General features: G+C 41.8%; 14 protein-coding genes and 1 pseudogene. 8 read left to right on the forward strand and 7 right to left on the reverse strand.

Annotated elements, in window-relative coordinates:
- The first annotated feature begins 165 nt into the window (after positions 1-165).
- Positions 166-1,626, forward strand: a complete 1,461-nt coding sequence (locus AB0756_RS34575; RefSeq protein WP_050045456.1) for a cryptochrome/photolyase family protein — start codon at positions 166-168, stop codon at positions 1,624-1,626.
- Positions 1,627-1,684: 58 nt separating this feature from the next.
- Here AB0756_RS34575 and AB0756_RS34580 read toward each other — a convergent pair.
- Positions 1,685-2,327: pseudogene (locus AB0756_RS34580) on the reverse strand (transposase); the annotation flags it as partial.
- A 189-nt stretch (positions 2,328-2,516) separates the two neighbouring features.
- Between AB0756_RS34580 and AB0756_RS34585 the strand changes: the two are divergent.
- Positions 2,517-3,254: a sensor histidine kinase gene (locus AB0756_RS34585; RefSeq protein ID WP_050045455.1), complete on the forward strand. Its 738-nt coding sequence runs from the start codon at positions 2,517-2,519 to the stop codon at positions 3,252-3,254.
- A 38-nt stretch (positions 3,255-3,292) separates the two neighbouring features.
- Here AB0756_RS34585 and AB0756_RS34590 read toward each other — a convergent pair whose 3' ends face one another.
- The gene (locus AB0756_RS34590; protein WP_237266051.1) at positions 3,293-4,255 is read right to left on the reverse strand and encodes an AraC family transcriptional regulator; all 963 of its coding nucleotides are present in this window, start codon (positions 4,253-4,255) and stop codon (positions 3,293-3,295) included.
- Positions 4,218-4,373, reverse strand: coding sequence for a hypothetical protein (locus AB0756_RS34595; protein ID WP_237266052.1), 156 nt, complete (start codon positions 4,371-4,373; stop codon positions 4,218-4,220). Before AB0756_RS34595 ends, AB0756_RS34590 begins: the two co-directional genes overlap by 38 nt.
- 64 nt (positions 4,374-4,437) lie before the next feature.
- On the opposite strand from AB0756_RS34595, the gene AB0756_RS34600 reads away from it, so the two are divergent.
- Positions 4,438-5,106, forward strand: a complete 669-nt coding sequence (locus AB0756_RS34600; protein WP_050045454.1) for a Coq4 family protein — start codon at positions 4,438-4,440, stop codon at positions 5,104-5,106.
- 163 nt (positions 5,107-5,269) lie between these two features.
- Here the strand turns inward: AB0756_RS34600 and AB0756_RS34605 are convergent, their stop codons facing one another.
- The gene (locus AB0756_RS34605) at positions 5,270-5,665 is read right to left on the reverse strand and encodes a nuclear transport factor 2 family protein (RefSeq protein ID WP_038088446.1); all 396 of its coding nucleotides are present in this window, start codon (positions 5,663-5,665) and stop codon (positions 5,270-5,272) included.
- 148 nt (positions 5,666-5,813) lie between these two features.
- Between AB0756_RS34605 and AB0756_RS34610 the strand changes: the two genes are divergently transcribed.
- The 5 genes from AB0756_RS34610 to AB0756_RS34630 all read left to right on the forward strand — a co-directional run bounded on the left by AB0756_RS34610 (position 5,814) and on the right by AB0756_RS34630 (position 8,698).
- Complete coding sequence (locus AB0756_RS34610; RefSeq protein WP_038088448.1) at positions 5,814-7,004, forward strand: class I SAM-dependent methyltransferase; 1,191 nt, start codon at positions 5,814-5,816, stop codon at positions 7,002-7,004.
- 25 nt (positions 7,005-7,029) lie between these two features.
- A complete protein-coding gene (locus tag AB0756_RS34615) occupies positions 7,030-7,392 on the forward strand; it encodes a hypothetical protein (protein ID WP_038088577.1) in 363 nt (120 codons plus the stop codon).
- 8 nt (positions 7,393-7,400) lie between these two features.
- Positions 7,401-7,835, forward strand: a complete 435-nt coding sequence (locus AB0756_RS34620; protein WP_038088451.1) for a YybH family protein — start codon at positions 7,401-7,403, stop codon at positions 7,833-7,835.
- A gap of 72 nt (positions 7,836-7,907) precedes the next feature.
- Positions 7,908-8,264, forward strand: a complete 357-nt coding sequence (locus AB0756_RS34625) for a hypothetical protein (protein ID WP_038088454.1) — start codon at positions 7,908-7,910, stop codon at positions 8,262-8,264.
- Positions 8,265-8,275: 11 nt separating this feature from the next.
- On the forward strand, positions 8,276-8,698 hold the full coding sequence (locus AB0756_RS34630) for a type II toxin-antitoxin system VapC family toxin (protein WP_038088456.1): 423 nt from the start codon (positions 8,276-8,278) through the stop codon (positions 8,696-8,698).
- 192 nt (positions 8,699-8,890) lie between these two features.
- Here the strand turns inward: AB0756_RS34630 and hisS are convergent, their stop codons facing one another.
- From hisS to AB0756_RS34645, 3 genes are all read right to left on the reverse strand, one after another.
- Positions 8,891-10,279 (reverse strand): histidine--tRNA ligase, encoded by a 1,389-nt coding sequence (hisS, locus tag AB0756_RS34635; protein WP_038088459.1) that lies wholly within the window; start codon positions 10,277-10,279, stop codon positions 8,891-8,893.
- Positions 10,280-10,828: 549 nt separating this feature from the next.
- A complete protein-coding gene (locus tag AB0756_RS34640) occupies positions 10,829-11,275 on the reverse strand; it encodes a DUF3598 family protein (protein ID WP_038088463.1) in 447 nt (148 codons plus the stop codon).
- Between the two features lie 72 nt (positions 11,276-11,347).
- On the reverse strand, positions 11,348-12,766 hold the full coding sequence (locus AB0756_RS34645; RefSeq protein ID WP_038088466.1) for an aldehyde dehydrogenase family protein: 1,419 nt from the start codon (positions 12,764-12,766) through the stop codon (positions 11,348-11,350).
- Positions 12,767-12,819 lie beyond the last annotated feature (53 nt).

Raw genomic sequence — 12,819 nt, forward strand, 5'->3', positions numbered from 1 at the left:
ATAAAAATTATAATTAAATAAAAGCAAAAATTCCACTCATACCCGATAGACTAAGTGCGGTTTCGATGGGTGAGCGACGATAGGCGAGAGCCTTGTCCTACGTTACTCATGACTCACTAATAACCAATAACTGTTAAGCTAGTACAGTCGAACTAGCCATTTGGGATGACTGATTTAATTCTGTTTTGGCACCGCCGCGATTTACGCATTTCTGATAACACGGGACTTGCTGCAGCAAGACAAAAAAGCTCAAAGGTTGTGGGTGTTTTCTGTCTCGATCCAAATATTCTCGAAAGGGATGATGTTGCTGCAGTCAGAGTCACTTATATGATTGGCTGTTTGCGATCGCTACAAGAGCGATATGCTCAAATGGGTAGCCAATTGCTGATTCTTCATGGCGAACCTACCCAAGCCATTCCAAAATTGGCAGAGGCTTTGGGTGCAAAGGCTGTCTTCTGGAATTGGGATGTAGAACCCTACTCTCAAGAACGCGATCGCGTCATAATAGACTCTTTAAAGGAAAACGGTATTGAGTTTCTTGAAAAAAACTGGGATCAGATATTACATCCTCCAGACAGTATACGCACTGGTTCAAATCAACCCTACACTGTATACACACCCTTTTGGAAAAATTGGAGTAGTAAACCAAAACTATCCCCAGTAGAAATGAGAGATGGTGCGCCCCAAAACAATCTAGTAGGATTAACACAAGCCGAACGGGAAATAGCAAAGCAAGCCGGGGCAATAGAGCTACCCACAGCAAAAGATTTGGGCAAACAATGGGATGGAGAATTAGTCATTGAACCCGGAGAAGCAGCAGCGCAAGAACGGTTAGAAGAATTTTGTACCCGTGCTATTGAAGAATATAAAGAGCAGCGTAATTTTCCAGCCATTGACGGTACTTCCCGATTGAGTGCGGCTTTGAAATTTGGTGTTATTGGCATTCGCACTGTTTGGCAAGCAACCGTGGAAGCGTTAGAAAATAGTCGCAGCCAAGAAACAGAAACTAGCATTCGTGCATGGCAACAGGAGTTAGCGTGGCGGGAATTTTATCAACACGCAATGTATAACTTCCCGGAACTAGCAGATGGGGCTTTTCGCCAACCCTTTAAAAACTTCCCCTATGATAATAACGAAGAACACTTTCAAGCTTGGTGCGAGGGAAGAACTGGTTACCCAATTGTTGATGCAGCCATGCGCCAAATGAACGAACTTGGTTGGATGCACAACCGATGTCGAATGATTGTCGCCAATTTCCTGACTAAAGATTTGCTCATCGATCCCAGAAGGGGAGAAAAATACTTTATGCAGAGGTTAATCGATGGCGATCTATCTGCAAATAATGGTGGTTGGCAGTGGAGTGCTTCTAGCGGGATGGACCCAAAACCCATACGAATATTCAACCCAGCTAGCCAAGCACAAAAGTTTGACGCCGAAGGCGAATATATAAGGACATGGGTTCCAGAATTGCGGTCTGTAGATACAGAATATTTAGTAACAGGTAAAATCACTCCTATAGAACGTCGTGCTGTTGGCTATTCCGACCCCATTGTGGATCACAACAAACAGCAACGACTCTTTAAAGAAAGATATCAAAGGCAAAAAGAGGGAGCGGTTAGTGGTTAGTGGTTTAGGACAGGCGTCTCGCCTGTTATTGTTAGTAGGGTGGGCACCGCCCACCAACTATTTCCCGATAGGTTCTTGGTTTCTTCTTTAATTGTCCCTTTATCTGTTCATAAAGAGAATCTATAATTCTTTCTGTCTGCTTTCTTGTTTGATTTCATAGTTCTAAGTCCGTCGGATAATTAATATCACTAGGTGCATAAGTTGCATCTAATATTAATTTTCCACGATTTTTAGGTTCACCCTCCAAGTTCGCCAGTCCAAAGAGTGGCTTTGGCACATATGTGGCATCATCACTTATTTCTCTTTCTTTTCCTTCTATTTTTTTTTCAGATGGTTGAGAAGATGTTGTTTCTAACATCCTTTTCACCATTTCTTGATTCACTTTATTTACTAGATTTACACTTATTCTTTCACGAAAGTAAACTAGCATTGATGCATCGAACGGAGCTTTATTACTATAAGACAATATTTCTATAAAGTAATTTAGATAAGGGTTTTCCTTGATTTGCTCTAGTGTGAGCGCGATCGCTTACTCCAAGTTTCTCTTTAATTATTAGTGCTCCTAATGCCATCCGAAATGATTTAGCCGATGCCCCCATTTCTTCATCAAATTTTGATGCATATTCCTCTTCAAATTCCGATCGTAGTATTAGCCTTGCCATTATTACCCAACGATTATCAGAAGATAATTTTCACTTCATAGGAAGTTCAAAGTTTTGCGGTGGAATTGGCGGTTGCTCTTATTTTACGTATATAGTATTTATTATACTGTTTGTACTGATTAACCATAATTATGCAAGGATTTTGACCGTAAGGTTGTTGTCGGTTAAATTTAAAAGCCCAGTTGCTGAAGCACATCTGGGCTATTGCTTTGCCATAATGCGATCGCGATGCTGTTTGGTTGGCGCGATCCGCATACGACTGTCCCAGCAGCCTATGCTTTGGGCATATTCTATACAGTGTTGATTTGCTTAATAGCCGATGTTGGCATATTTTTATATGAGCGCTCGTTGCAACGTGAATTTGAATTACGTCAACGACTGCGGATTTTTCTTCATGCCGTGTCTCACGATTTACGCAATCCTGTCATTGGTATGGTGATGACTTTAAAGACTTTTGGGCAGAGCGAGCAACAAACAATACAGATTCCCCAAGAATTACTCAAACAAATGATTGAGAGTGGGGAGCGACAAGTTGCTTTAATTAACTCGCTGTTAGAGGCACACGAAACTGAAGTCCATGGAATTGTACTGCATTACCAAAGCGTGAACTTGCACGAGCTGGTGCAATCCGTAATTGGCGATTTCCAACCGTTTATTCAGCAAGCAAATGCTACAGTAACAGCTACGATTCCCACTCATTTACCTCCTGTGAATGCCGATGCGCTACATCTGCGGCGAGTGTATGAAAATTTGCTTTTAAATGCACTGCGTTATAACCGACCGGGGGTAAAGTTGACATTGGATGCTGTTTGTGAAAATGTCAAAAACCAAATCCGTTGCACTGTTCGAGATGATGGTGTAGGGATGACACAACAACAGTGCGATAAGCCGGGTACGGCTTGCGCCAAGGGCGATCGCTCACAGCTTTCCCTGCATTATTACGAACTCTATCAGCAACCCTGGTAATGTCTTCTGTAAACCCATCAAAATCTCCTATGTGGTAATCACTCTTTTGTTAGTATTCCCAAATTGGGAGAGGAGCTCGGCTGGGCAAGCCGAAACTCACTGGGAGAGGTACCTGTCCACCGTTTGAATGCCCGATGAAACGCACTGCTTTCTGAGAAACCCAGCAGAAACGCAATTTCACTGATGGCGATGGGCGCTTCTTGCAAGTAATGCACTGAAAGCTGATGCCGCATCCGATCCAGCAAATCGGTATAAGATGTGCCCGATTCCTTGAGTTTACGTTGGAAAGTACGGGGAGTGTAGCTCAGACGTTTAGCGATCGCCTCCATTCCCACATCTCCACACCGGAACCCCTCACTGATTGCCCAATGCACGCTATCCACAAACGTGTTTGACTTCGGCAACCGAGCGATCAATTCTTTGACATGACGATTGAGAATAGCATCCAGCCCTGGGTCGGCTTTCAACAATGGCAGCTGGAGTAGCTCTCCATCTAACACCAGTTCATCAACTGAGCAGTCAAACTCCAGAGGAGCGCGAAAGAAGTCACGGTATGCAGAAATATCGGGGGGGTGAGGATGCTGAAACTTAACCTGCAAAGGCACCCAATTCACTCCTGTTGCCTGACGAAAACTCCAGACGATATTTGCCACCGCCCATTGTCCCAACACTGTCGGCACGGGTACAGGGGAAGTCGGAATGGCATGGGTGAATCGTGCCACCTTGTCCTCAACGACAAAAGCGAGTTCAACGCCCATGTGCAACAAGGGAATATATTGCACCATTCGTTCCAGCGCTCTACCTAAATTGGGACTATTGAGAACGGCATAGCCAAACACATACCAGCTTTCGCGTTGCGTAAATTCTGGCAACCGCAAACCAATGTAGGGGTCACCCGAGCGCCGGGTAATTTCCTGCCAGAGTGTACAGAGCATTTCATGGGATATTCGTCCATCCGGGTCATTAAATAGATTTAAATCGAGTCCGAGCGCTGCTACCACCTTCTCGACCTGCACGCTGCAATGGCTGGCGGCATCCAAAATCCCCTGTACAGTTTTGATGGAGACGGCGTTTTGCATAGTGGCATCTTAGGTCAACAAGGTTGTCGCCTTGGGGCATGACTCACCCACTGATTCAGCAGTACTTTGAAAGAACAAACAGATTTCTGCCAAAGGAGACTTGTATGATAACTTTAGAACACCCCGTAGACCTTCGTCCAGAGCAAGCAGTCGCGTTGAAATCATTTATTAAACTTGCAGAAGATCCCAGCCAAACCCTCGCCGTTTTCGAGATGGCTAAAAGCATCAATCAAACGGAAATGTACGACCTGGGAATTGAGTATCTCAAGTCCAATCCCGACATTGAGGCACTGGTTCGGGAACGATATATTGCTCCTACTCCTGATATGGATGCCCTGTTGCAGCTCCCTCAAGATTCTCTAGGCTACTGCTATGCCACCCACATGAAGCGGCTGAATTTCGACCCCAACTTTTTCCCCCATGTTGAGGTGACAGACGATAGCTCTTGTCTGGAATTACGAATCAAACAGACGCATGATATCTGGCATATTTTGACTGGGTTTGGCACCGATGAAGTCGGAGAGTTTGGCTTACAAGGATTTACCCTGGCGCAAACTCATTTGCCTGTGTCTGTTGCCATTGCCACCGCAGGCGTTTTCCACACTCTGCTCAAGTACCCCGCTCGCTTAAATGAAGTGTTGGGGGTAATTCAGCGAGGCTATGCCATGGGAGTAAAGGCAAAACCATTCCTAGCGCAGAAGTGGGAAGAACACTGGGAGAAGCCATTGGCAGAATGGCAGTCTGAACTAGGTGTTAAACCTGTTTTTGCTTGAGTGTAGTCATTAGATCCAGAATGTTTAGTTCTGCGCTCGCTCTACTTTTTGGATGCCAGTTAGGTCGAGGGGGAGTATTATCTCCCCCTCGACCTAACTAGCGCCCAGATGAGGTGAGTGCATGGTATTCCTCATTATGGCAAGCGATCGCTTCAGCGACTTGTCAATAAGATTTGCCATCGCTACCAAAGTATTCCCGATAGCTGCAAATTTTATTCCCCTGCACATCAAAAGAAACAGCCACACGGTTTTTATAAGGTTCGCCAAATAACTTCCCTTCATCCCGAAATTCAAAAACCACAGTTGTTTCATTGCTCGTCACGCGCTCTAAAGTCACAGCCAGCCCACCTTTGAAAGCTTCAGCAACATATTGAAAAAATTCTCTTGCTTTTTCTTTTCCCTCATGCAAGCCGTGATATTTTCCCATGGGAAACCAGAAACTAAAGTCATCGGTAACCATATCTAAAAACTGGTTCCAATCCCCTGTTGTCAAACCGTGCTTAAAATGTTCAAATGCTTGATGAGCAACTTTTAAAGTAGTTTCTAGCTCTTGTGTCATTGTAGCTCTCTTAAAGCGCTAACCTAAGCTTACATGACTTAATTATGCAATTTTTTCAACATTGTAAAAAAATTTGTGATATTTGCTCTCAACGTTATCCTAGTAGAAGAAGTTATTTATGACTTAAATACTTGTAACAAAAATAACCATGTATCGAGATAATCTACCTCCTGTTTGGAATAGAGTAGGAAAACATGCAGTGTTTCCAGAAGCTACGCATGACGAAATTGCTCGTTATAATTTTCTAGCAAATTTGAACCGTCACCTTGCAACTGTTGTATCTCCCGGTAACAGGATTGCGTATGAAAAAGAAGTTCTTCCACATTTTCGACAGACACACGGGCGGGAATTTGAAAACCGGGAAGAATTACATGAAGCTATGAAGAAGAATTCACATTATCAGATGTGGAGCGCCTTACGTCGATCTGCTATGGAAATGAGACAACAAGCAGGTCGTTCAATGGTGCTGCGTCAAGCAAATGAACTAGCAGAAAAGGCTCATCGTTGGAATCAGAATAAAGATACTCTTAAACTGAATCCAGATCAAAAAATTCCCTACTACGTTCAAGCAGTAGATCATCATTGTATGCCTGGTAGTTACTACACAGAACTCATAGAAGGAGATGTAACAGCTGCGGCTAATTATGATTCTGGTCTTTTTGTGACAACAGCTGGCTTACTGGGACGCCTGAGTGATGGAGGAGGTAGAGCGATCGCGCAATGGCTAAAAACCCAGCATCCAGAATTTCAACCAAAACGCATACTGGATATTGGCTGTGGATTGGGTCATAACGTTATTCCCATAGCGCAAGCCTATCCCAATGCTGAGGCGATCGCCATTGATGTTGCAGCCCCAATGTTAAGATACGGGCATGCTCGTGCTCAAAGTCTTGGTGTCCAAAATCTTACTTTTATCCAAATGGATGGTGCAAATACAGGATTTGCAGATGAATCGTTTGATTGGATACAAACCACCATGTTTCTACATGAAACTTCCTACACAACCCTTCATCAGATTATAAAAGAAATTTATCGGATGCTGAACTTTAGTGGTATTACTCTTCATATTGAACAACCCCAGTACACTCCAGATATGGATTTATACGAGCAGTTTATTCGTGATTGGGATGCCTATTATAATAATGAACCTTTTTGGTCTCAGATGCACGATATAGATATGAAAAAACTTATGATTCAAGCTGGTTTTCCGGAAAAATCGTGTATTCAAATAGGTATTAAAGCGGTCAATGACATAGAGGAAGGTCAACAAGCAAATGAAACAATAGAAGATTTTGGTCGTTCACCTATTTGGAATGTATTTGGTGCATGGAAAGCTTAGGTTACAGACAGTAAAGTCAGCAATTATGCAAGATATTAATGACATCTTATTAGCAAGCAACAAAAGTAAAGGCAAACGCCCCTATTTTTTTGACGATCCAGCCGTTGAACGGGTATTAAACATAACGATGGCGATCGCAATGGAACACGCAGTGACACGAGAACGGTTAGATACCATAGAACGCCTTTTAGCCGCTAAAGGTATACTGAGCAAATCAGAAATTGATTCTTATGAACCTACTAAAATAGTTGCTGAGGAACGCCAGCGATGGCATGCAGAATATATTTCTCGCATACTTCGTATTATTCAGCAAGAACTTGAGGCATTAGAAAATCCAGAACATAACCGAGATATAAAAGATATTGCAGAAGAGTTAGGCAGTAGCTAAAGACTAAAATGACAAGTGCTGTAAATCAAATTGACAACTTTTATCGTGCCATACTTCGGCAAGAAGTGAGGAATATTTGTCAAAGTTACGTTCCTCAAGAAGATACATACGTTTTTGTCGAAGGACCTCGTTACTCTACTATTGGCTATAGCAAAATTGCAAAAGGCTGGCAGGATTTTTGTAATTCCACAGTAAAATTAGAAAAAATTGAGTGGATAGAGGGACCCTTTACTGAAGAAATTGAAAATCTAGCTTGGGTAGCGGGAATAGTGTTATTAACTGTAACTGTCAAAGCTCGATCTATCCAACGAACATTTAGGGCTACTTTTGTCCTTAACAAAAATGAAGCAGGATCTTGGCAGATTCGACACGAGCATCTCTCCGCCCCACTAGACGATCCATATGGTATCGGAGATTGGTTAAATAAAAATGAACAACCCTAGTGTCATTTTTACCGAACTGTTGATTTTTATTACGATACAATAGGAATAGCACTTAAGGGTCGTATTTCAAAAATGGTTACACTAAATGTACTACAGTCCCAACCATCCGCAAATCTGAAAGTAACGATTCTACTAGAAAATCTTGCCTCCGGATATTTTGCTGCTTCTGTATTTGAGTTGCCCGACTGTCGAGTAGAAGCACCAAACAGAGAAGAAGCTATTACCCAAATTAAAGCTGCATTTTTAGAACGGCTTAAGCATATTGAAACAATCTCATGGGATGTCCCAGTTCAGGCTTCAGAACCAGCTTGGATGAAATTTGCGGGTGTTTTCAAAGACGATTCAGATTTTGAGGAAATTATGCAGACCATTCGAGCCGAGCGAAATAGTAATGATGAATCTGAAGTTGACCCTTCTTATTATTTGTAAAGGGAGTTTTAGTGTCTCTACATATTTTGGATACTGACCATGTTTCATTAATTTTGTACAATCATCCCTTAGTTATCGCCAACGCGGCTCAACATCAAATTGCAGTTACGGTGATTACGGTTCAAGAACTTTTCAATGGGTGGATCGGCAGAATTAATGACCCGTCACTAGTAAATAATTTGCCAGATCTCTACACAAAACTTTGGACAACCGTAAAATATCTTCAGACGGTTGAGATGCTAAATTTCACCCCAGAAGCTGACACTTGCCTCAAGCAATTGCTAAAAGATAAGCCACCTCTGCGAAAAAATCGCCTGCAAAAAGATATGCGAATTGCAGCAATTGCGTTATCGCTCAATGCTACAGTTGTCACGTGCAACCAACGAGACTATGAGCAAGTACCCGGCCTCGCAATTACAGATTGGACACATTAAATTGTAAGTCCATACCATGTTTGGTAGGAGCATCCCAATTTGGAAAAAACCTGGGAACAGTGGGAGCTAATTTCTGTAAGTTCTTTGATTTTGAATCAAAATCAAAGAACTTACAGTAAGAACGTAGAGCAATAAGAAAAGAGCCAAATCTCTGCTCCTCACAACCGAGGAGGAGTTAAAATCAGGGCGCTACTACACCAATCTACTTCTAATTTCCTCAGCCAAATTTTCCAACGAAACTTCTATTTGCTCTCGTGTTTTCAAATCCTTGAGAGCCGCTTTTTGTGCTGCTGCTTCCTCAGAACCAATAATGACACAAAATTGAATTCCCTGTTTTTCAGCTTGTTGGAATTGTTTGCCCAAAGGTCGTTGCTCAAAGTTTGTAACAACATTAATTCCAGCTTTACGTAACTTTTGAGATACATTGAGATATACAGGCATCAAATCCTCTTGCAAGTTTACCACGATCGCCTGAGTGGGAGTTGGCGTCAGTGGGTTCAGAATACCGGCTTTTAACAAACGACTAATTAAGCGAGTTAAACCAATGGAAATGCCTACACCGGGCATTTTTTCACCTAAAAATACACCCACTAATTCTTCATACCTACCACCGGAACAAATGCTTCCTAAAGCTTCATGTCCAACTAAACTTGTTTCGTAAACAGTCCCTGTATAGTAATCAAGACCGCGAGCAATAGATAAATCGATACAGAAACGATTTTCTCCAACACCTAAATTGCGAACGCCAGAAATAACTGTTTCTAATTCCGTAACTCCCAAGTTAAATATCTCAGCTTCTGATGCCGATTGCGCTAAGTATTTAAGTTTATCTAAGATTTCGTCAGCCGTTCCCTTAATATTAATAAAATCAATAATTTTTTGCGCTTGCTCTACTAAAACTCCTTCTTTTTCCAACTCCTGCTTAACCTTCGCCTCACCAACTTTTTCTAAAGTATCAATAATACCGATACAAGATTTAATTTTCTCAGCTTCTACACCTACCGATTTAAAGAACCCCGTAAGTACCTTACGATTATTAATACGTATGAGAAAATCTCCAATGTTAATCGCTTCAAATATCTCAGCAATAATAGCAGGCATTTGAGCATCGTAAAACAAGCTGAGTTCGCGACGCCCTACAACATCAATATCACATTGTCTAAACTGACGGAAACGTCCATCTTTTGCCCTCTCTCCTCGAAAAACAATATCCATTTGGTAACGGGCAAAAGGAAAAGTTAAATTATTAAGGTTACGGGCAATATATGCTGCTAAAGGAACCGTTTGGTCGAATTTTAAAGCTCGTGCTTCCGAACCCGTTTCTCCTGCTTTATCCTTTTCTGCTTGCCGATTGGGTGGCAAGATAGGATTAATACTGTAGATTATATTATCACCTTGATTGCCTTTTGCTTGTAAAACTTCCAAACGTTCTACAGCCGGAGTTTCTATAGGTGTAAATCCATAACTTTCATAAACTTTCCGGATTGTATCAAGTAAGTATACTTCCAAACGTTTCTCACCGGGAAGAAATTCTGGAAAACCACTGGGAGTCGAAAAGTTAATTTTTTCAGATTTTGCCATACAAATATTTTGGTCGAGACTCAAGAATCTATATTAAACAATTATTAAAGATAATACCAAAGGCGAGTAATATAGCAGCCCTAAATGATTTACAAACACCTCTTCCGGGAGCGTCCCAAAGAGCGCAATTGCCCTCAGAATAGAATTCTAGGGCTACACAAACGCTCGTCCCTTCGGGTTCACCAGTCGCCAGGGCGTGGGAAACCCGCCTGCAGCCCTGAACTCACCACCTACGTAGACTTCTTATTAAGTCCGCGCAGGCGGACTTTGTTTGTATAGGCGTGATTTCAATCACAAGCATATTTTTTACAAATTGGGATGCTCCCCCTCTTCCTTGTCTCCCTTGTCTGTCTTGTTTAGATCTCAAATAGGATTGCTATATCTTTAATGAATACTTGTACTGAGTTTTTAGTTCCACTTTAACGAGATGGCAAAACTGGGAGCTAATTTAAGAGCTAATTATTTAACAAGTCATTAAACGGGTATGGTAGAACTTAGCAAATTGTATAACTTCTTGCCCGCTTATATTAGAACCAAGTTTTGCTTGTTTCAACGCAAACGTTCTTCTTGAATTAAAGTTCGTTGGAAGAGTTGATGATCTTTAAACCAGTGCCAAGTCCGGGAACGATAGTTATTGCAGGGGCTGAGATTAATCATTTCATATAAATACATACCCGGTGCAGTTTTATAAGAAAACCACAAAATAATTGTTGCATTGTCAATTTCCCAAGCTTTTCCATCAATACGTTCTGTATTAAACCATAATGCTTTGTCTCGATAAGTGCCTGGAAACTGATGCTCTTCTTGTTTACCATTAGCCCACTTATAACGATTAATTTGATAGTAGGAATAAGCATCATCGTCAGGAAACTGGCACGTCAAATGAGACTCATGCTTATCTATGATTTTTCCTTCTACGTCAACTACTGTATACGTACCCAGCCAATCTCCTTCATGACGTACCAGAACAGGCATTTCTTCTCGAATCAGTGACATGACAAAACTCCTTCTATTATTGATTTTGGATTGTTGTACTCATAACTAACAACTAACCACGAACCACTAATTCTATTTATTATCAAACCACCAAGGGTCACTCCCAGAGTTAGTTTTCACTAAAAAAGCTTTTTTTCGCATAAAACGTGTCAGTCCTGTTTTTCCCATACGCGATCCGCCTAAACCAGAAAACTTAAAAGAATTTTTTTCGCCCTCATGCACCAAAGCAGTTAGAGAAGCATCATTAATACTAATACCACCTGCATCTATTTGACGGGCAACTTCTATCGCTTCTGCATCCGATCCTGCAAAAACTGCTGCACTTAATCCGTATATAGAATCATTAGCCAAAGTTATTGCTTCTTCAACTGTGGAAAAAGACATTACGGGCATAATGGGACCAAATGTTTCTTCAGTCATAACTTTCATAGTATGGTTAACTTGAGTCAGAACTGTAGGACGACACCACCATCCTCCTCCATGGGTCTCAATTTCACCACCACAATGCACAACAGCACCCAGTTCTGCTGCATCTAACAAATGGTCGCTCACGATCGCCGCTTGTCTTTCTGCAATTATAGGACCGATTTCCCCGCTCTCTGCTGTGGGATAAGCTAATTTAAGACGTTGCGCTTTGTCTACAAGTTGTTTAACAAATGGTTCCATTATAGATTCAGCAACATAAATTCGCTCGATAGATTGACAGGACTGTCCGGTATTCACAACCGAACCCCATAAAATAGCTGATGTTGCCAAATCTAAATCGGCTGATTCTAAAACGATTGCGGGGTCTTTCCCTCCCAATTCCAGAAAAGCCGGTATAAAGTATTTAGCCGCAGTTTCAGCAACTTTTCTCCCCGTTTCTACACCTCCGGTAAAACAAACCAAATCTACATTCTCTATCAGAGCAGATCCCGTTTCTGCTGCTCCCTCTACAAAATTTAATACATCTCTTAGCTTTGGAACGTTATTGAGTGCAGCTAATAGAGGTGCGACAAACCGAGGTGCTATTTCACTAGGTTTAACAATAACAGCACAACCAGCTAACAAGGCGGGAATAGTATCAATTGTTGAAAGCAAAAGGGGAAAATTCCACGGGCTAATGACACCTACTAAAGGATAGGGAACTGCTGTTTGTTTCAATTCAATAAAAGGAATAGCTGTATTTTTTTGCGATTCTTGGAGCAATTCTGGAGCTACTTTACACCAGCGATCGATACTAGAAACGAATGAATCAATTTCCATAACTGATATCGATACCCTTCCGGTATCATTCACCAAAGCTTCCGTCAGCTTCTCCCGCCCAGATGAGATCACTTGCTTCCACTGCTGAAGGGCTTCGACTCTACCTTCTATACCAAGTTGTTGCCAACTTTTTTGCGATCGCCGCAAGCGACTGCATTGCTGTGCGAGAAGCTTTGCGGGTGGAGGTATAATCACGTAATCAAACTTTCCAGTCCGAGGATTGCGGACATCTATTGCTTTAGACATAATTAATTTTGCTAATTGCTAATAGCTAATGGCTAATTGCTAATAGCTAATGG

Source organism: Tolypothrix campylonemoides VB511288_2 (assembly GCF_045999855.1).
GTDB lineage: Bacteria > Cyanobacteriota > Cyanobacteriia > Cyanobacteriales > Nostocaceae > Scytonema > Scytonema bouteillei_A.

What these genes read in the sequence shown, in the direction of transcription:
- AB0756_RS34640 (WP_038088463.1), bottom strand. Translation starts at nt 11,275, where the DNA reads ATGTCACTGATTCGAGAAGAAATGCCTGTTCTGGTACGTCATGAAGGA.
- AB0756_RS34645 (WP_038088466.1), bottom strand. Translation starts at nt 12,766, where the DNA reads ATGTCTAAAGCAATAGATGTCCGCAATCCTCGGACTGGAAAGTTTGAT.
- AB0756_RS34575 (WP_050045456.1), top strand. Translation starts at nt 166, where the DNA reads ATGACTGATTTAATTCTGTTTTGGCACCGCCGCGATTTACGCATTTCT.
- AB0756_RS34615 (WP_038088577.1), top strand. Translation starts at nt 7,030, where the DNA reads ATGCAAGATATTAATGACATCTTATTAGCAAGCAACAAAAGTAAAGGC.
- AB0756_RS34595 (WP_237266052.1), bottom strand. Translation starts at nt 4,373, where the DNA reads ATGCCCCAAGGCGACAACCTTGTTGACCTAAGATGCCACTATGCAAAA.
- AB0756_RS34625 (WP_038088454.1), top strand. Translation starts at nt 7,908, where the DNA reads ATGGTTACACTAAATGTACTACAGTCCCAACCATCCGCAAATCTGAAA.
- AB0756_RS34610 (WP_038088448.1), top strand. Translation starts at nt 5,814, where the DNA reads ATGTATCGAGATAATCTACCTCCTGTTTGGAATAGAGTAGGAAAACAT.
- AB0756_RS34605 (WP_038088446.1), bottom strand. Translation starts at nt 5,665, where the DNA reads ATGACACAAGAGCTAGAAACTACTTTAAAAGTTGCTCATCAAGCATTT.
- AB0756_RS34585 (WP_050045455.1), top strand. Translation starts at nt 2,517, where the DNA reads ATGCTGTTTGGTTGGCGCGATCCGCATACGACTGTCCCAGCAGCCTAT.
- AB0756_RS34600 (WP_050045454.1), top strand. Translation starts at nt 4,438, where the DNA reads ATGATAACTTTAGAACACCCCGTAGACCTTCGTCCAGAGCAAGCAGTC.
- hisS (WP_038088459.1), bottom strand. Translation starts at nt 10,279, where the DNA reads ATGGCAAAATCTGAAAAAATTAACTTTTCGACTCCCAGTGGTTTTCCA.
- AB0756_RS34620 (WP_038088451.1), top strand. Translation starts at nt 7,401, where the DNA reads ATGACAAGTGCTGTAAATCAAATTGACAACTTTTATCGTGCCATACTT.